Genomic DNA, 17,734 nt, shown 5'->3' with positions numbered 1-17,734 from the left:
TGATCAGTCATGAATAGCGAAGCGATCAAGTCCGCTCCGGCGGCATTCGTTGGATCCAGTGGCACGGGCGGCGCAGCCTGCGCGGCGACCTGTCCGGGCGCCGCGGCCGCGAGCGTGACGGCGTCCGTCGACAAGGCCCAGCCGCATTTTGAACGACAGGGGCTCGCGCTTGCCGTGCTGTTCGTCGGCGCCTTCCTCGCGCCGCTCGACTATTTCATCGTGAATCTCGCGCTGCCCTCAATCCACACCGGCCTGAACGCCGGCGACGCGCAATTGCAGCTCGTGGTCTCCGCCTATGCGTCGGCGTACGCGGTGCTGCTGATCACGGGCGGTCGGCTCGGCGACCTGTTCGGCCGCCGCCGCATGTTCATGACGGGCATGGCGGCGTTCGTGGTCGCTTCGGCGCTGTGCGGCTTTGCCACCAGCGGGCACATGCTGGTGATCTCGCGGATCGTGCAAGGCGTCGCCGCCGCCGTCATGGCGCCGCAAGTGCTTGCGACCATTCGCGCGGTCGTGCCGCTGCATCAGCAGACCAAAGTGATGAGCCTGTACGGCTTCGTGTTCGGGCTGTCGTCGATCGTCGGCCAGTTGGGCGGCGGCGCGCTGATTACGTATCACCCGTTCGGACTCGACTGGCGCATCATCTTTCTGATCAACATTCCGATCGGCATTGTGGCGTTTATCGGCACCTGGAAGTTCGTGCCGGAAAATCAGCCGGCCACGCGCACGGGCATCGACGTGAAGGGCGTGGCGCTGCTCTCCGCCGTGCTGTTGCTGGTCATTTACCCGATGACGCACGGCCGCGAAGCGGGCTGGCCGGCATGGACCTTCGCGATGTTCGCGCTTGCCGTGCCCGCGTTCGCGCTCTTCGTGGTGGCGGAGCGGCGCGTCGAGCGCGGCGGCGGCCATCCGCTGGTGGATCTGCAACTGTTCCGCAACCGGGCCTTCGCGTTGGGTCTCGTGCTCGCGTTCCTGTTCTACTGCAATAGCGCGTTTTTCCTGACCTACGGGATTTTCCTGCAAACCGGTTTGCACTGGACGCCGCTCGCCTCGGGCGTGGCGATCATGCCGTTCGCGATCGGTTTCGTGGTCGGGCCGCTGGCTTCGCCGGCTGTGGTCAGGCGCATAGGCGGCCATGTACTGACGCTCGGTTTTTCGATGATGACGCTCGGCTTCACGGTCACGGGCTGGTCCGCCACGCAGTCGGCGGCGCCGGATCTGCTGTTCTATTGCGGACTGGTGTGCGCGGGTGTCGGTCATGGCCTGCTGCTGCCGTCGATCATGCGCATCGTGTTGCTGGAGGTCGTGCCGGAGAAAGCCGGGCTCGCTTCGGGCGTGGTCTCGTCGACGTTGCAGATCGGCTCCGCGTTCGGCACGGCGGCCATCAGCGGCGCGTTCTTCGGCGCGATTGGTGGCCGCGCGGCTCCGGGTGCGTACGCGCACGCATTCCAGATCAGCCTCGCCATCAACGCGGTACTGATGTTCGTATGCATCGGTTTGAGCGTGCTGCTGGTGCGGCACCAGCAACTCGTACTGCGGCGTGCGGCGCAGTGGGTTTGAAAATCCGGCGACCGCAACCGTTTTCAACAGAAGCGTCGGGAATTATTAGGTAATTTTTTAAACAATCCTATTTTAAGCATGCTGCATTTACCGATGACGTGATCGTTCACAGGTAATTGTGTTTTGCGCCAGATCAGAATAAACCCTGAATGTCCCGCAGCGCTTCATTACATATGACAAAACGGCTCCGCATTTTCTACTGCCTGTGCGAATCCGCCGCAGTAACACTTGCGATCGTGCAGCGCCGCATGGGCTCGCGGCCCGGCGGCGTATGGGATGGATATTGAAGGGTTTTCCCGGTTTTACCCAGGTATCGATCGGTACTGGAAGCCATTCCACTCCCGATGAAAACGGTATCAATAAAAAGCGCTTGCAGCGATTAATTTCGATTGTTAATCTTGGCAAACCTTTTAGAGTTTTCCTTCAGCAGGTCTAATGCCGAAAAATCCGCGCAACGATTTATTGCCGCTCAAAGGTTCCGTAGGGGGTAAATATGCTGACCGCTACCATTGACGCATTCCAGACACCGCCAGCCGCCCAGTTCAATGTCGGCGACGTGGTCACGCTGAAGGAAGGGGGTTCGCGCATGACAGTGACATATGCAGGGCCAGTGGCGCTCAATCCCGGCGACTGGCTGATTTGCGAATGGTTCGACGAACACGGCGAACTGCGCCGCGAGATGTTTGCACCCGCAAGCGTGCGGGCGGAGCCACGCTCTATTCCAGCCGGTTCCGTTCTGTGGAACCGCGTGGGCCGCGCGGCCTGAGCAAACCTGGCTGGGTTGGCCGGGGGCCGGTGTTTGGGCCGACCTGTGCTGCCTTACTTGCCTGACCTATTTGCCTGACTCGCTTTCCTGAGTCGCTTTCCTGAGTCGCTTTCCTAACCTACCAAGCCGCACCTGACTCAATTCTCAGAGCGATCCCGCGTCGTGCGACGTTGCACGCGCACCAGCAACGCGGACGAAAACGCTCGCATGCTCACGAGTTTGCGCGTCTCCACCACCTCGCCCGCGATGTTTTTCGGCGGGTTCGGTTGCAGCGCCCAATATAGCGCAAGCAGCCAGCCGAACACGGTCCAGCCGAGACAGGCATTGAAGAGCGCCAGCGTCAGCACGTCGTGCCGGTTGCGCCGGTCCGCCAGCACGGCCGGCAGAAAATAGAGCGCCAACGCCAGTACCGCGGCGATGGCCTGAACGAAGACATTGCCCGCCATGATCCGCCTCCCCACACGCGACGTATGTCTGATTGTCGCGCGATTGTTTTGTCCGCGTAAGCTCGCTGCAAACTGCTCGCGTTGCTAGCGAAACCGCCGGCGCGAACGGTGGCGGTCGTCACTCAGCCACCTCTAAGCAAGCCCGCTGCGCGACGAGGGGTTCAGCCGATCCCGCATCAGGACTATCATGGTCGTTTCGACTGAACAGACCCGCCACGGACAGCCATCATGATCTCCGACGACACGACCCAGCAGGCTCAACGCATCAACCCCGACACGCTACGTGAATTCGTGGAGCGCAAGTGGAACGACGAGATCGTGCCCGCGCTCACGGACTACATTGCGGTACCGGCCAAGAGTCCGGCGTTCGATCCCGAGTGGGTCAAGCACGGCTATCTGGAGCGCGTGATTACCGACGCCGCGCAATGGGCCGAACAGCAGGCGGTGCGCGGCCTGGAACTCGAAGTGATCCGCTTGCCGGGCCGCACGCCGGTGATCTTCTTCGAAACGCCGGCGACCCGTTCCGGCAGCGAAGAGACCATCGTGCTGTACGGCCACCTCGACAAGCAGCCCGAGTTCGACGGCTGGCGCAACGACCTCGGACCGTGGACGCCCAAGCTCGAGAACGACAGGCTGTACGGCCGCGGCGGCGCCGACGACGGCTATGCGATCTACGCGAGCATTACCGCACTCGCGGCGCTGGACGCGCAGGGCGTCGAACGTCCGCGTTGCGTCGGTCTGATCGAAACCTGCGAGGAGTCCGGCAGCTACGATCTGCTGCCGTATGTCGACGCGCTGCGCGAGCGGCTCGGCAAGGTCGGTCTCGTCGTGTGCCTGGATTCGGGCGCGGGCAACTACGATCAGTTGTGGCTCACCACGTCCTTGCGCGGACTGGTGGCGGGCGACCTCGAAGTGCAGGTGCTCGACGAAGGCATTCACTCGGGCGGCTACGGCGGAATCGCGCCGTCGAGCTTTCGCATCATGCGGCAACTGTTCGACCGTCTCGAAGACTCCGCCAACGGCACGTTGCTGCCAAAGGGTTTCCACGTCGAGATTCCGGCGGACCGTTTGCGTGAAGCGGAAGCCACCGCCCGGATTCTCGGCGACGACGTCTGGAAAAAGTTGCCGTGGGCGTGCGGCCAGGACGGCCGCCAGGTGCTGCCCACCACCACTGATCCCAAAGAGGCCTTGCTCAATTCGACGTGGCGTCCGTCGCTGTCCGTGACCGGCGCGGCCGGGCTGCCCGCGCTTGCCGATGCCGGCAACGTACTGCGTCCGCGCACGGCGTTCAAGCTGTCGCTGCGTCTGCCGCCGCTGATCGAGGCGGAAAAGGCCGTCGCCGAACTGAAGGCACTGCTCGAACTCGATCCGCCGTACAACGCCAAGGTGACTTTCAAGCCGGACGCGGGCGCGGCGAGCGGCTGGAGCGCGCCGGATCTCGCCCCGTGGCTTGCCACGGCGCTCAACGACGCGTCGCGTCGACACTACGGCGCCGATGTCGCCTACATGGGGCAGGGCGGCACCATTCCGCTCATGAACGTGCTGAAGGCGGGTTTCCCGAAATCGCAGTTCATGGTGTGCGGCGTGCTCGGGCCGAAATCGAACGCGCACGGACCGAACGAATTCCTGGACGTGCCGTACGGCAAGAAGCTCACGGCAGCGGTTGCGGAGGTGATCGCCGCCGCGCCTTGAACGTTCCAGGGCGCGCCGCCCGGTACGAACAACGCGGCCATCAATTGTATGAATGCGCGGCAAGCTTGTCTCTATGCCGCGCATCTGCGATAGAACCCAGATGAAAATGCGCGGACTGGGTGGCCGCGCGTTTGAATATGCGAAACGGATATTCCGTCTGTTATCCCGCACACCAGAAAAAATAAATTCGCCGCTGATATTTTCGATTGCATTTTCTAATCGAAGACTATTTCCTTATCTTTCCACTCCGGCAAGAAATTCAATCTCTGGCCGTCAGTAAATCGACAGGCGTCCCGCGCTTATTTATGGGCCATTTTCGCCCATCTTCGGTGCGCAAGCGTTTGCGTGCGCGCCACGCCTCACCGCATGTCCGTCTTTGCCCGAAACGCCTTCTGATGTGGCTTTGAACGCCGCTTGCATTCATCTGTTGGTTACCCCGCTCCCAACCGATTCCGGTCTGCTTTAGGCTCGCATTGCAATGCCAGTGTTTAACCTTAAAAGGACCGTTCAAAATGAATCTGCATAACCACCACGCCTGCCGCCCGTTCCTCGAAGCCGGCAATCTTTCGCAAATTTCCGCTTACTATGAAGAAGGCCGCAACGTCATGTGGATGATGTTGCGGGCGCAGCCGCGGCCCTGTTTCAATCTCGATCTGGTGCATGACATTCTGGAACTCGCACAGGCAGCGCGAGCGTCGGGATTGCCGATCGATTTCTGGGTCACCGGCTCGTTGATTCCGACCATGTACAACGTGGGCGGCGATCTGGATTTCTTCGCGGACGCGATCCGCAACGGCAAGCGTCAGGCGCTGATGGCGTACGCGCGGGCTTGTGTCGATTGTGTGCATGCGGCGTCGCGGGGGTTCGACACCGGGGCGATCTCGATTGCGATGGTGGAAGGCACGGCGCTCGGTGGGGGCTTCGAGGCCGCGCTCGCACATCATTTCCTGCTCGCGCAGAGCGACGCGCGCATGGGCTTCCCGGAGATCGCGTTCAATCTGTTCCCGGGCATGGGCGGTTATTCACTGGTGGCACGTAAAGTCGGCATGCGGCTCGCGGAGGAACTGATCGGCGTCGGAGAATCGCATACGGCCGAATGGCATTACGGCAAAGGTCTGGTCGATCAACTGTTCGAGCCGGGCGAGGCCTATATGGCGACCCGTACTTTCATCGACACGCTCAAACCGAAAATGAACGGCATCCGCGCGATGCTGCGGGCTCGCCAGCGCGTGCTGCAACTCTCGCGCGCCGAGCTGATGGAAATCACCGAGGATTGGGTCGAGGCCGCCTTCACGATCGAAGAAAAGGATCTGGCTTTCATGGAGCGGCTCGTGCAGTTGCAGAACCGTCGCACGGCGAACCTGCGTCAGACGGCGGCCAGCGCGGCTAATTTCGCCTGAACCAGCCCGGCTTCAAACACAAAAAGCCGCAAGGGGGGCGGCCCCCACGGGGACTTTACGTGGGGCGCACGGGAGCTCAGGCAATCAGTCTGAGCTTCTGTCTATCCTGCAACCAGCGCTCGAATTCAGCCGCCGGCATGGCCTGCCCGTACAGAAAACCCTGTACGTAATCGACGCCCAGGCCCTTCATGAACAATTCTTCCGACTCGGTTTCGATTCCTTCGGCAACCACCTTGAAGTTCAGCTCCTGCGCGACGACCACCATGGAGCGCACCAGCGCTTGCGCTTTGGGGTCGGCGTTGATCGAGCGCACGAAGCTGCGATCGAGCTTGATGACGTCGAGCGGAATACGGCCGAGTTGCGACAGCGACGAATAGCCCGTGCCGAAGTCATCCAGATGAACCTGCGCGCCGAGCTGCCGGAACTGCTTGATCAGATCGATCGCGGCCGTTTCGTCTTCGATCAGGCAGCTCTCGGTCAGTTCGAGATCGATCAGGCAGGGGTCGAGATTCGCGTGCTGGAGCGCCTCGCTGAAATGGCGGACCACCGCCGTATCCACCAGTTGCCGAGCGGACACGTTGATCGCGATGCGCAGGTTGTAGCCGTCCGCTTTCCATTTGGCGGCCTGTTTCGCGGCCGTTTCCATGACCCAGCGGCCCAGCACGCCGATCAGACCGGACTCTTCCGCATAACGGATGAACTCCGCCGGCATGATCTGCCCGCGCTCCGGCGAATTCCAGCGCACCAGTGCTTCGGCGCCCTGGACCGCTCCGGTGGCGAGCGATAGTTTCGGCTGGTAATGCAGTGTCAGCTGGCCTTCATCGATGCCGCGCCGCAGGTTGGTGTCGAGCCACATGTACTCGGCGACCTTGCGATTCATCTCCGGCGAGAACACGCGGTGCGTACGCTTGCCTTCGTCTTTGGCGACGTACATGGCGGTATCCGCTGAGCGGATCAGCGATTCGAGGCTATCGCCATGTTCCGGATACAGCGCGATGCCGATCGAGCAGCCCGTGTAGACCTCCACGAGCCCGAGGCTGAACGGCGTGCGCATGCGTTCGAGAATGCGCTGCGCGGTGACTTCGAGTTCATGCGCCGTGCCCTTGGCCGCGAGCACGATGAATTCGTCGCCGCCGAGTCGCGCGAGCGTATCGCCTTCGTTCAGACAGAGGCTGATGGCCGCCGATACGTCGCGAATCAGGCGGTCGCCGAAGACGTGGCCGTAGTGATCGTTGACCTTCTTGAAGTTGTCGAGGTCGAGGAACAGCACGCCGACCGCTTCGCCTGGCGCGGCGTCTTCAATGGCGGCGCGGATCCTGTCCTGGATCGCGTTGCGGTTCGCAAGGCCGGTGAGCGAGTCGGTGTTCGCGAGCTCGGTGAGGCGTTCCTGCGCGAGCCGTTCCTCGGTGATGTCCGTGCCCGAGCAGATCAGGAATTGTTCTTCGACGCCGCTGCCGCTGTGAACGAACTTGTTGCGAAACAGAAAGAGCCGTTCGCCGTGCACCGTTTTGACGCGCCGCTCGACTTCGTACGACACGCCGCGATTGAAGAAGCCCGCAATGTTCTGGCTGGATGCCGCGCCGTCTTCAGTAGACATGAACAGCGCCCACACGTTGCGGCCGATGATGTTCTCTTCCTTGACGCCGGTGAGCTCTTCCGCGAGCCGGTTGAAGCGCTGTATCCGGCCGTGCCGGTCGAGGATCACGACGACCGAATTCACTTCGGAGACAACCTGTTCGGCGAACGAAAGACCGTGGACCAGATCGCGCGCGACGGACTCGGTGTCGTCATAGGCCGAGGCGGTGCCGGCCCACGAGTTGCTGGTGAGCTTTTTACCGACCAGATGCAGACGCAACGGCTCGCCGAATAGCCGCACGTCGAGCACGAGATGCGAGGTGACGCCGGTGAGGCAGCGGATTTGCGAGGCTTGTTGAGGATTCAGCGGAATGGCGACATTGGCGGGCACGTCCCCGGTCACGGGCGTGAGTTCGAGCGCGTTGCTGTCGTTCGACAGACGCCAGCATGGGCTGCTTGTGCCGAACTGGGCATAAAGCACCTGGTCGTGTTGGTCGTCGTTCATGAGATCCCCGGGCGGTGTGTGCCGTTGGCCGCCTTGAAGGCGGAGTCGGCAAACAGTCTTCATCATACTTAAGACTGTCCCCATTGTAGCGAAGCGGCTGGCGTTCGGGCTTAGAAAGATTAACGGTAATCGCGACTGTCGCCTTTAGCGCTTTTTTGCATTGAAGTAGCAGCGATTTTCCAATAGTCGGCACGCACTTCAAGCCTCAAAACCGCCGCGCGAGCCATGCACGAGCCTGTTCCCTCGCGGAAGGAACCGCTTCCAGAGCAGGATCAAACCAGAAAGTCCCCGCCACGAGCGTGGCCACTACGATGCCGTCGCGATAGAGGATCCGGTTGCCCGCCACAGCGGGCACGCGTTCGCCGACGAGCAAAGTGCCCGCGAGATTTAACGGATCGGTGCCGGCGACACAAACAAAAGCACCATCGTTCGCATGTCGCCGCACTTCTCGCAGGACCGGAATCGCTTCGGGCAGTGCGAACTGTTCACCGGCGAGTCCGTTCACAAAACGACCGCCTCGAATCACTCCGCGCGCTTCGAGTCTTTGGAACACGCGCAGAAGATCTCGCCAGGGCGGCAGCCAATCCGCCTCGCGTTCGAGCAGACGCCAGAACACCACGCCATAACGGCGCAAGAGTGTCATCGCGACATGTTCCAGCACTTCGGGCGGCACTTGCCGGCGGCGCTCCGGCACAACTTCGGCTGCCGCAGTAGCGGGCCGGCTGACGAGTGCCCAGCGTCCCGCGTCGTCCATGCCGCCGATCAACGCACTCGAGCGCGCGCGCCGGCTGCCCGAAAACGCATTGCGCTTTGCAACCGGTTTCAGCAACGCACGCAAGCCCGCGAAACTGTCGGAATTCACGAGACCCGCGGCCACCAGTTCGCCTAATGCGTTCTCCAGTTCCATACGCAATACGCGAACCTCCGTCAGCAATTCGTCGAAGAACATCGCGCCGTGTTGCACCAGCGCGTCATACACGCTTTGCGCGCGCGCCGACAACTCCGGTTGCTTCGACGGATCGAGCAATGCGCTCCACACGCGTACCTGGGCGCGCGGCAGCAGCACGATCGGCGTACTGCGGACCGGTCCCGCGGTGCCACGCGGGCGCTCGGTCAGACGAGTCCAGACTATCTTGCCGGCCCGGCATAGTTCGTCGAGCGAAGTATTCGCATACGCTTTCACGCGTGCGGGCAGGATGTCTTCCTCCCACGCGCCCGCCGCGGCCTGGAAGCCTTCGAGTTGTTCGAGCACCGCGGCCAGCGCGTCGCGCCCCTCGCTGCGGGTGTCCGGCGTCAAGTGCTGCCACTCGAACAGAAAACGCATGAAGTCGTGCCGTTCCACCGGCTCGATTTCGCGTCGCAAGCGTTTCACGGTGTAACGGTGTATGCGGGCGAGAAGGTGGCGTTCGCACCACTCTTCTTCCGCGGCTTGCGGCGTAAAGCGCCCACGCATCACATAGCCTTCGGCTTCCAGGCGCGTGAGGGTCTGTTCGACCGATGTTGCCGGCAATTTCAGCGCCGCCGCGATCGCGCTGACCGGCAGCGGGCCGAAGCCCGTCAGACGCGCACGGAGCACGTCGAGCAGGGCGTCGTCGGCATTCCAGTTGCCCGTGTAGCCCTTCGGCGCGGCGAGCGGGGGTGAGAATTGGGCGTCGGGATAAAGCGACTCGAAGCAGGTGAGGCGCTCGATGGGCAGCCACATTCCGGCGTCGCCGGCGATCTGCAAGCGGGTGGCGCGGCCGGCTTCGGCCAGCGACGCGAGCCATGCCGGCCAGCCTTCGTGGTGGCGCGCTTCGGTATCGGTGATGCAGGCGAGGCCCGTCAGCGCTTCGTGCATTTCGTCGGCGTTGCACGCCTGCGGCCATGCTTCGTCGCGCACGCTTTCAATGGCGCCGGCATCCAGCGCGCCGAGATCGTCGGCACTCGACGGATCCGTCCAGCGGCGATTCAGCACGGCTTGCGTGCGGCGTTCCTCGATGGGGGCGTCGTCGAGATACGCGTACGGCTTTGCATTGAGGATTTCGGCGGCGAGCGGCGAGGGTGCCGGCAAATCGCGCGCGACCAGTTGCACGTCGCCCTGTTCGATACGACGCAGCAGCGCGAGCCAGCGTTCGCTGTCCATTGCCTCGTGCAGACAGTCGTCGACGGTTTGGTCCACTAACGGATGACGCGGCAGCTCGCGTTCGCCGACTACGTTCTCCAGGCACGCGGCCTGTTCGGGAAACACGCTCGCCAGCAGATCCTCGCTGCGCATACGCTGTAATTGCGGCGCGGTCTTGCGCCCGCCGGTATAACGCGGCAAGCCGAGCGCGGTGGTCGCGTTCCAGCGCCAGCGCACGCCGAACAGCGGCGCGTCGAGCAACGCCTGAATCAGGAGATGCTCCGCGCTGTTCGAATGCAGATAGCGCCACACGTCGTCGAGCACGAAGGAGTGGCTGCCGGTCAGCGACAGCACGATCGCGTCCTCGGTGGCGGCAGCCTGCAGTTCGAAGTTGAAGGTGCGGCAAAACCGCTTGCGCAGCGCGAGGCCCCAGGCGCGATTCACGCGGCTGCCGAACGGCGCGTGGATCACGAGTTGCGTGCCGCCGGATTCGTCGAAGAAACGCTCCATGACCAGCGTGTTCTGCGTGGGCAGCACACTGAGCGCGGCGCGCGCGCGGGCGAGATAGTCGACGATCTGGCGCGCGGCGGCTTCGTCGAGACCGAGGTTGTCGGTGAGCCAGTGGGTCGCGTGGTCCAAGCGGGCAGGGAGCGTTGTCACTTCGGTTGCAATCTCGGCTTCAACCTCGGTTCCGGTGCCGGTTCCGTTCGCAACGATAGCCGACACTACCGAATCCTTCCCATCGAGAAGGCGCCCGATCTGCTCACGCAAACGCGCAACGCCGAACGACAGTTCGTCGCTGCGCCCCGGCGCTTCTCCTAGCCAGAAAGGAATATTCGGCGGCTGGCCCTGTGCGTCCTCGACCCGCACGCGCCCGCTTTCGATCCGCAGAATCCGATATGAAGCATTGCCAAGCTGAAACACGTCGCCGGCCAGACTTTCGACGGCGAAATCCTCGTTCACGGTGCCGATATTGATCGCCTGCGGTTCGAGCACCACGGCATAGTCGGCGTTCTCGGGAATGGTACCGCCCGAAGTGACGGCCACCAGCTTGCCGCCGCGCCGGCCGCGCAGCGTGCCGCTCACCACGTCGCGGTGAATATAGGCGCCGCGCGGACCATTGCGGCTCGTATAGCCTTCAACGAGCATGCGCAGGACGGCGTCGTACTGTTCACGCGTCAGGTCCGCGTACGGCGCGGCACGCCGCATCATGTCGAACAGCGCGTCTTCGCTCCACTCGGCGCTCGACACTTCCGCAACGATCTGCTGCGCGAGCACATCGAGCGGCGCGCGCGGAATGCGCAGCGCGTCGAGTTCGCCGCGCCGCACGCAGTCGAGCAGCGCCGCGCATTCGATCAGATCGTCGCGCGAAGCCGGAAAAAGTCTGCCCTTGGGCATGCCGCCGACATGATGGCCCGAGCGTCCGACGCGTTGCAGGAACGGCGCGATCGCGCGTGGCGAACCCATCTGGCAGACCAGATCGACGTCGCCGATATCGATGCCGAGTTCCAGCGAAGCGGTGGCGATCAGCACGCGCAGTTCCCCGCGTTTCAGGCGCTGTTCGGCGTCGAACCGGTATTCCTTGGCGAGGCTGCCGTGGTGCGCGGCGACCGCCTCCGTGCCCAGCCGCTCGGTCAGATGACGCGCGGCGCGCTCGGCCATGCGGCGCGTGTTGACGAAGATCAGGGTGGTGCGGTGCATGGCCACGAGTTCGGCGAGGCGGTCGTAGACGCGCTCCCACACCTCGTTGGGCATCACGGCTTCGAGCGGCACGGGAGGAATTTCCAGCGCGAGATCGCGTTCGCGCACATGACCGACGTCGACGATCGCGCAATCGGCGGGAATGCCGCTGTCGATGCTCGCGCCGCCAACCAGAAAGCGCGCGACCGCGCTCACCGGCTTTTGCGTCGCGGACAGGCCGATTCGCGGCAGGCGCCGCTGACACAGCGCGTCCAGCCGCTCCAGGCTGAGCGCGAGATGACTGCCGCGCTTGCTGCCGGCGAGCGCGTGAATTTCGTCGACGATCACCGTGCGTACGGTCGAGAGCATGCGTCGGCCGGAGTCCGAACCGAGCAGCACGTAAAGCGATTCCGGCGTGGTCACGAGAATATGCGGCGCGCGCTTTTTCAACGCGTTGCGTTCCTGCTGCGTGGTGTCGCCGGTGCGCACGGCGGTACGGATGTCCGGCGCCGGCAAGCCGCGCAACGCGAGTTCCGCGGCGATGCCTTGCAACGGCAGTTGCAGATTGAGGCGAATGTCGTTGGACAGCGCTTTCAACGGCGAGACGTAGACGACCAGCGTTTCGTCGGGCAGTGCGCCGCCGGCAGCGAGTCCTTGCTGAACCAGATCGTCGAGCGCGGACAGGAAGGCGGTGAGCGTTTTGCCCGACCCCGTCGGCGCGGCCACCAGCGTGGAGCGGCCACGGCGAATCTGCGGCCACGCGGCGGCCTGAGCGTCGGTCGGCGCGGCGAACATCTTCAGGAACCAGCTTGCGACCGCGGGATGGAAATCATCCAGCGCGTGTGCGGTGGATCGCCCCGTCGCGGGCGTCGCGACAGGGCCGGATGCGTTGCCGGAAGCCGCGCCCAGGGCAGCGGCGGGGACGGTGGTGGCCGAAGTCATGCTTGCATAGATGGGGACGTGACGTGCCATATCCAGAGGGCGAAGAAATCTTGCCAGCTGCAGGGATCAGGAGTCAGTCTGGCAGGTTTGCGCGGGCTTTGCCGAACCTAACTTGCCGCCGGTAACGTTGCAATCGAAGCGCCTGTGTCACGGCAATTTTTGCCGTCCCGGCGATGCGCTACGGCCAGGCGCGCGGCCGAATGGATCGTAAGGAGTTTGGAATATACATCGGCCCGCTGGCCGGCAGGCGCACGCGCATTTCGCGCTCTGCCGGATTTTTCTAATTGCAGTACTCTCTACGCCTCACCCATCCACGAATCCATGATGGAGTCTCGACAATGCGATACAACCAGTTGGGCCGTACCGGTGTGTTTGTTTCAGAACTATGTCTGGGCACGATGACCTTCGGCGGTGGCGAGGGCATGTGGAAGCAGATCGGCGATCTGCAGCAGGGCGACGCGGAGCGGCTGGTTGGCCGGGCGCTCGACGCGGGCATTAATTTCATCGACACGGCCGATGTTTACGCGGAAGGTCTGTCAGAGCAGATCACGGGCCAGGCGCTGAAAAACCTCAAGGTGCCGCGCGACAAAGTGGTGGTGGCCACCAAAGTCTTCGGCCAGACGGGCGAGTTTCCCAACGCGCGCGGCGCCTCGCGCTACCACATCGTCGACGGCGTGAAGGCGAGTCTGAAGCGCCTGCAGCTCGATCACGTGGACCTGTATCAGATTCACGGCTTCGATCCGGCCACGCCGATCGAAGAAACCCTGCGCGCGCTCGATACGCTCGTGCAGCACGGCCATGTGCGCTATGTCGGCGTGTCGAACTGGGCCGCGTGGCAGATCGCGAAAGCGCTCGGCATCTCGGAGCGCCTGGGGCTCGCGCGCTTCGAAACGCTGCAGGCGTATTACACGCTGGCAGGCCGCGACCTCGAACGTGAACTTGCGCCGATGCTGCGCAGCGAGGGCCTCGGGCTGATGGTATGGAGTCCGCTCGCGGGCGGCCTGCTGAGCGGCAAATATGGACGCGAGCAGCAGGGCGAAGCGGGCAGCCGCCGCACGACCTTCGATTTTCCGCCGGTCAACCGTGAACGCGCCTACGACTGCATCGACGTGATGCGCGATATTGCCGAGACGAAGAAGGTATCGGTGGCGCAGATTGCGCTGGCCTGGCTGCTGCATCAGCGGGTGGTGACCTCGGTGATCGTCGGCGCAAAGAAGGTCGAGCAACTCGACGACAACATCGCGGCCACCGGCGTCTCGCTGACTGCGGACGAACTCGCGAAGCTCGATCAGGTCAGCACGCTGCCGGCGGAATACCCGGGCTGGATGCTGGATCGTCAGGGCGAGCCGCGCCGCAAGCAGCTGGAGGAGACGCGGCATCCGGCATAGTGCCGGGCGTAAGCGAAGGCAGCCGAGCGTGGGGTGGACGCAGCGTGTAGCGTGAAGTGAGCACAGCGTGTGAATGCTGTGCTCATTCAGTCTGCTCAGCCGGCGTACTCCGTCAGCGCGCCTGGTTAATGTGCTCAGCCAGCGGCCTGGGCTGCGTCCGCAGCTTCAGCCGCATAAGCGGCGGCGGCATCCATCGTGCGAGCCGAATACACCATCGCGGCGCCTGCATTGATGGCGACCGCTACGCCCAGCGCTTCGGCGATTTCGTCGCGCGTTGCGCCATGCTTGAGCGCTTCGGCCGTGTGCACGGTGATACAGCCGTCACAGCGCAGGCTGACCGCCACGGCGAGCGAAATCAGTTCGCGTGTTTTGGCGCCGAGCAGATCCTTCTTTTGACCGGCGCCCGATATCGCCTGATAGCCCCTGACGGTATCCGGCGACAGTTTGGCGATCTCGCCGATACGGCCCAACAGTTCTTTGCGGTAATCGATCCAGTTCAACATGGCAGTGCTCCTTGGTCTGTTGCGCGCCGGCAGGTGCCGGCGTCGTGAGACAAGTATTGCGCTGCGCCGCGATATCCTGAATACTCGATTCGCTCAACTTTTAGCGCGTGCGTCTCATGGATACGCTCAGCCGACTGATCGACCTCGCCCGGCCTCAAGCCAGTCTCGACCTGCGTTGCCTGCTTTCGGGCGCCTTCGACCTCGATCATGACCCGATGGAAGCCGGCATTGCGCCGTTCCACCTGGTGCTGGACGGCGCGTGCATCGTCGAAACCGCCGACGGCGCGCAGCACGCCCTGAGCGCGGGCGATTTCATGCTGTTTCCCCGCGGCGCGGCGCATCGCGTGCGCGACGTGAAGCGGTTGGCGGCCGCCGCGCCGTTGACGCTCGGCCACGACGGCATGCTGCCGTTGCGGCGCAATGACGGTCACGATGACGCACGCGTCTCCGCCGACGTCGATCTTCTGTGCGGCCGTTTCCTCTATGCACCGGGATCATCCGCCTTGCTGCTGAATGCGTTGCCCGATCCGTTTCATGTTTCGCTGAGCGGTATGCAAACGCTGGGCTCGCTGCAAACGGTAATCGCGCTGATGCGGACCGAGGCCGAACGACGCCAGGCGGGCGCTCTTGCGATCGTCACCGCATTGAGTCAGGCGCTCTTTGCGATGGCATTGCGCGCGCACGGCGAGCAGAACGCGTCGACGTCGGGCGTGCTCGCGCTACTTGCCGACGCGCGCCTCGGTGCTTCCGTGCAAGGCATGCTGGGCGCTCCCGAGCGGGCGTGGTCCATTGCGGAACTCGGCGAGCTCGCCGCCATGTCGCGCGCGACTTACGCGCGCCATTTCAACGAGCGCGCGGGCATGACGGTGATGGACTTTCTCACGCAGATCCGTATGACCATAGCGTGCGATCTGCTGCGACGCACGCAGCGCAGCGCGGCCGAGATCGGCGAAGCGGTGGGCTATCAATCGGAGGCGGCCTTCGGCAAGGCGTTTCAGCAAAGCGTGGGCGTGACACCGGGACGTTACCGGCGTCTTCCGCAGGAGAACGGTGCGGCGCAAAGCTAGCTAGGTTTTGTGCGGTTTGCCGAACCAGCGTTCCTCGATCCACGACATGAGAAAGGCAACGAGCAACGCGCAGACCGTGCCGAGCGTCACTTCGCCGAGGCGCATCAGGGCTTTGTCCCACGCCGGCCCCATGCCGGGCACCAGCAGCATGATCGTCGCGGTAATGCCGCCCAGACGCGCCGCACTGCCGACGTTCAGGATCCAGCACATGATGATCGCCACCCCTACTGTGGCCGCATAGGCCGCGAAATAGCCGGCGCCGAGCGTCGTGCCGACGAGCCCGCACAAGCCGCCGACCATCGCGCCGATGAATTGATCGCGCGACAGGTTGCGAGTGTCGATGTAGCTATGCTGGCTGACCGCGATCGCCGTGATGCAGGCCCAGAACGCCTGCTCGGTATGCAGCGCGCGGCCGATGGCGAAGGCGAGGCTCGCGCCCGCCACCGCTTGCACGGCCATGAAGCCGCCTTCGATCAGCCGCTCGCCGGGCGGCAACGACTTGAGAAAGGCAAACAGCGTGTTGGCGGCGCTTGCCCGCGCCGTACGTTGTGGATCGTCGCGTAAGGTCATTGAATGTGAGAAGCCTTGTTGCTGCAAGAGGGTTCCGTATTCTAGCGACTTCAATTTGCGCCGGGCAGAGGCAGGCTCGCCGGCCCGCGCGAATCAAAAAGCGTTGCATATCCATGCGTTTGACGCTCATGACTAACCCTCACGACTGCGTAGCCGGTGATACCAGTTCATCAACGGCGTCGCCGAAACACCGTGGACGACGACTGACGCCGCGATCACCGCCAGCGCGAGCGGCACGAGCGGGACGACGTTGGCCTCGCTGCCGTTTTCGAGTGCGAATGCGAGGTAATAAAACGAACCGATGCCACGTATTCCGAACCAGCTCATGAGGCGCCGTTGCGTCGGTGTCGCGCTCGAGCCCAGCAGCGATAATTCCACCGATACGGGGCGCACCAGGACGAACAGCGCGGCGGTGAGCGCAACGGTCTGCCAGGTGAAGAGCGGCGCCTGCATCGTGGCGAGCACGTTGCCGACCATCGCCATGACGGCGACCTCGGCGATGCGTTCGAGCTCGATCGTGAAGCCGAGGACCGACTCGGTCATGAACGCATGCGCCTTGCTCGGATTTGCCGCGGTCGCTTCCACGTCTTCGGAGTCGACGGTGCCGATTGCCTTGCGAGCCGACATGCCGCCGCTCGCACGGTGTTCGACGCGGCGCATCGCGACACCGGCCGCGAACACGGCCAGAAAACCGTAGGTCTGAGCGAGTTGTGCGGCGCCGAAACAGAGTTCGATCAGGCCGAGCGCGAAGAAACCCTCGAGCCCGAGCGCCTGCGCATGGCGCGTGCGCAGCCATGCCACTGCGTGCGTCGTGGCCCAGCCGAGCCCGCCGCCGATAGCGAGCGCGCCCGCCACGCCCCATACGATGCTGCCCGCGAGCTTCAGGTTCAGCAGATCGCCGGCTTCGGCGGCGGGCGCGGCGCACAACGCCAGGCCCAGCATGGCGAAGGGCAGTGCGATGCCGTCGTTCAGGCCGCCTTCGCCGGAGAGCGCGAAGCGCAGCAGATCGTGATCGCCCGGGTTGTGCACTTGCACATCGTGGGCGAGCACCGGGTCCGTGGGCGCGAGAATCGCCGCCAGCAGCAATGCCGGCCCCCAGCCGAGATGCAGGACATATACGCCAAAGAGCGTCAGCAGTGGAATAGTCGCCAGCATGGCAAGAAAGCCGAGCCGCAGCGGCACGGTCCAGAGTTTCTCCAGCATGCCTAGCCGCAGGCGCAGGCCGATGGCAAACAGCGAGACGAGCAGCGCGACTTCGGTGATGATGCGCAGCAGGTGCGCGTCGGCGATCATGTCGAGACGCAACAGGCCGATACAGGGCGGCCCGAGGGCATAGCCGATCGCGAGGTAGAACATGGCGGCGCTGACTGGCAGCCGCCGGAGTGTCGTTGCCGCGAGGCCCATGAAAACGAGCACGCCGCCAACGATGAGAAACCACAAAGTTTCGTGCATGAGCATCCGGTAAGGGCTCGCGGGCGCGCGCCGCATGCGTGGCCGGTTGAAGAATGCGCGGACGCGTCGGTCACTGACGCGCCCTTT

At 63.7% G+C, this 17,734-nt stretch carries 12 protein-coding genes; 6 read left to right on the top strand and 6 right to left on the bottom strand.

The window, feature by feature from the left end:
* Positions 1-9: 9 nt before the first annotated feature.
* The gene (locus tag NE850_RS31440; protein ID WP_310699832.1) at positions 10-1,560 is read left to right on the top strand and encodes an MFS transporter; all 1,551 of its coding nucleotides are present in this window, start codon (positions 10-12) and stop codon (positions 1,558-1,560) included.
* A gap of 493 nt (positions 1,561-2,053) precedes the next feature.
* Positions 2,054-2,326 carry a YodC family protein gene (locus NE850_RS31435; RefSeq protein WP_007177533.1) on the top strand — a complete coding sequence of 91 codons (273 nt, stop codon included), beginning with the start codon at positions 2,054-2,056 and terminating at the stop codon, positions 2,324-2,326.
* 137 nt (positions 2,327-2,463) lie between these two features.
* Here NE850_RS31435 and NE850_RS31430 read toward each other — a convergent pair whose 3' ends face one another.
* A complete protein-coding gene (locus NE850_RS31430; protein WP_007177532.1) occupies positions 2,464-2,772 on the bottom strand; it encodes a superinfection immunity protein in 309 nt (102 codons plus the stop codon).
* A 228-nt stretch (positions 2,773-3,000) separates the two neighbouring features.
* On the opposite strand from NE850_RS31430, the gene NE850_RS31425 reads away from it, so the two are divergent.
* Both NE850_RS31425 and NE850_RS31420 read left to right on the top strand, forming a co-directional pair.
* Positions 3,001-4,464, top strand: a complete 1,464-nt coding sequence (locus NE850_RS31425; RefSeq protein WP_007177531.1) for a M20 family metallopeptidase — start codon at positions 3,001-3,003, stop codon at positions 4,462-4,464.
* Positions 4,465-4,976: 512 nt separating this feature from the next.
* The gene (locus NE850_RS31420) at positions 4,977-5,864 is read left to right on the top strand and encodes a crotonase/enoyl-CoA hydratase family protein (protein WP_007177530.1); all 888 of its coding nucleotides are present in this window, start codon (positions 4,977-4,979) and stop codon (positions 5,862-5,864) included.
* A gap of 76 nt (positions 5,865-5,940) precedes the next feature.
* On the opposite strand, the gene pdeR is transcribed toward NE850_RS31420, so the two are convergent.
* Together pdeR and NE850_RS31410 are read right to left on the bottom strand one after the other, a co-directional pair.
* Positions 5,941-7,944 carry a cyclic di-GMP phosphodiesterase gene (pdeR, locus tag NE850_RS31415; RefSeq protein WP_007177529.1) on the bottom strand — a complete coding sequence of 668 codons (2,004 nt, stop codon included), beginning with the start codon at positions 7,942-7,944 and terminating at the stop codon, positions 5,941-5,943.
* A 205-nt stretch (positions 7,945-8,149) separates the two neighbouring features.
* Positions 8,150-12,667: a DEAD/DEAH box helicase gene (locus NE850_RS31410; protein WP_310699831.1), complete on the bottom strand. Its 4,518-nt coding sequence runs from the start codon at positions 12,665-12,667 to the stop codon at positions 8,150-8,152.
* A gap of 338 nt (positions 12,668-13,005) precedes the next feature.
* Between NE850_RS31410 and NE850_RS31405 the strand changes: the two genes are divergently transcribed.
* Positions 13,006-14,055 carry an aldo/keto reductase gene (locus NE850_RS31405; protein ID WP_007177527.1) on the top strand — a complete coding sequence of 350 codons (1,050 nt, stop codon included), beginning with the start codon at positions 13,006-13,008 and terminating at the stop codon, positions 14,053-14,055.
* Positions 14,056-14,189: 134 nt separating this feature from the next.
* On the opposite strand, the gene NE850_RS31400 is transcribed toward NE850_RS31405, so the two are convergent.
* A complete protein-coding gene (locus tag NE850_RS31400) occupies positions 14,190-14,558 on the bottom strand; it encodes a carboxymuconolactone decarboxylase family protein (RefSeq protein ID WP_007177526.1) in 369 nt (122 codons plus the stop codon).
* Positions 14,559-14,674: 116 nt separating this feature from the next.
* Between NE850_RS31400 and NE850_RS31395 the strand changes: the two genes are divergently transcribed.
* A complete protein-coding gene (locus NE850_RS31395; RefSeq protein WP_165188531.1) occupies positions 14,675-15,625 on the top strand; it encodes an AraC family transcriptional regulator in 951 nt (316 codons plus the stop codon).
* Here the strand turns inward: NE850_RS31395 and NE850_RS31390 are convergent, their stop codons facing one another.
* Both NE850_RS31390 and NE850_RS31385 read right to left on the bottom strand, forming a co-directional pair.
* The gene (locus tag NE850_RS31390) at positions 15,626-16,195 is read right to left on the bottom strand and encodes an aromatic acid exporter family protein (protein WP_007177524.1); all 570 of its coding nucleotides are present in this window, start codon (positions 16,193-16,195) and stop codon (positions 15,626-15,628) included.
* A 132-nt stretch (positions 16,196-16,327) separates the two neighbouring features.
* The gene (locus tag NE850_RS31385) at positions 16,328-17,647 is read right to left on the bottom strand and encodes a cation:proton antiporter (RefSeq protein WP_310699830.1); all 1,320 of its coding nucleotides are present in this window, start codon (positions 17,645-17,647) and stop codon (positions 16,328-16,330) included.
* Between the last annotated feature and the right edge of the window lie 87 nt (positions 17,648-17,734).

Origin of the sequence: Paraburkholderia sp. USG1 (assembly GCF_031570135.1) — a bacterium.
GTDB lineage: Bacteria > Pseudomonadota > Gammaproteobacteria > Burkholderiales > Burkholderiaceae > Paraburkholderia > Paraburkholderia dioscoreae.
The sequence above is the reverse complement of the archived record's forward strand: the minus strand, read 5'-3'. Positions and strand labels throughout refer to the sequence as shown.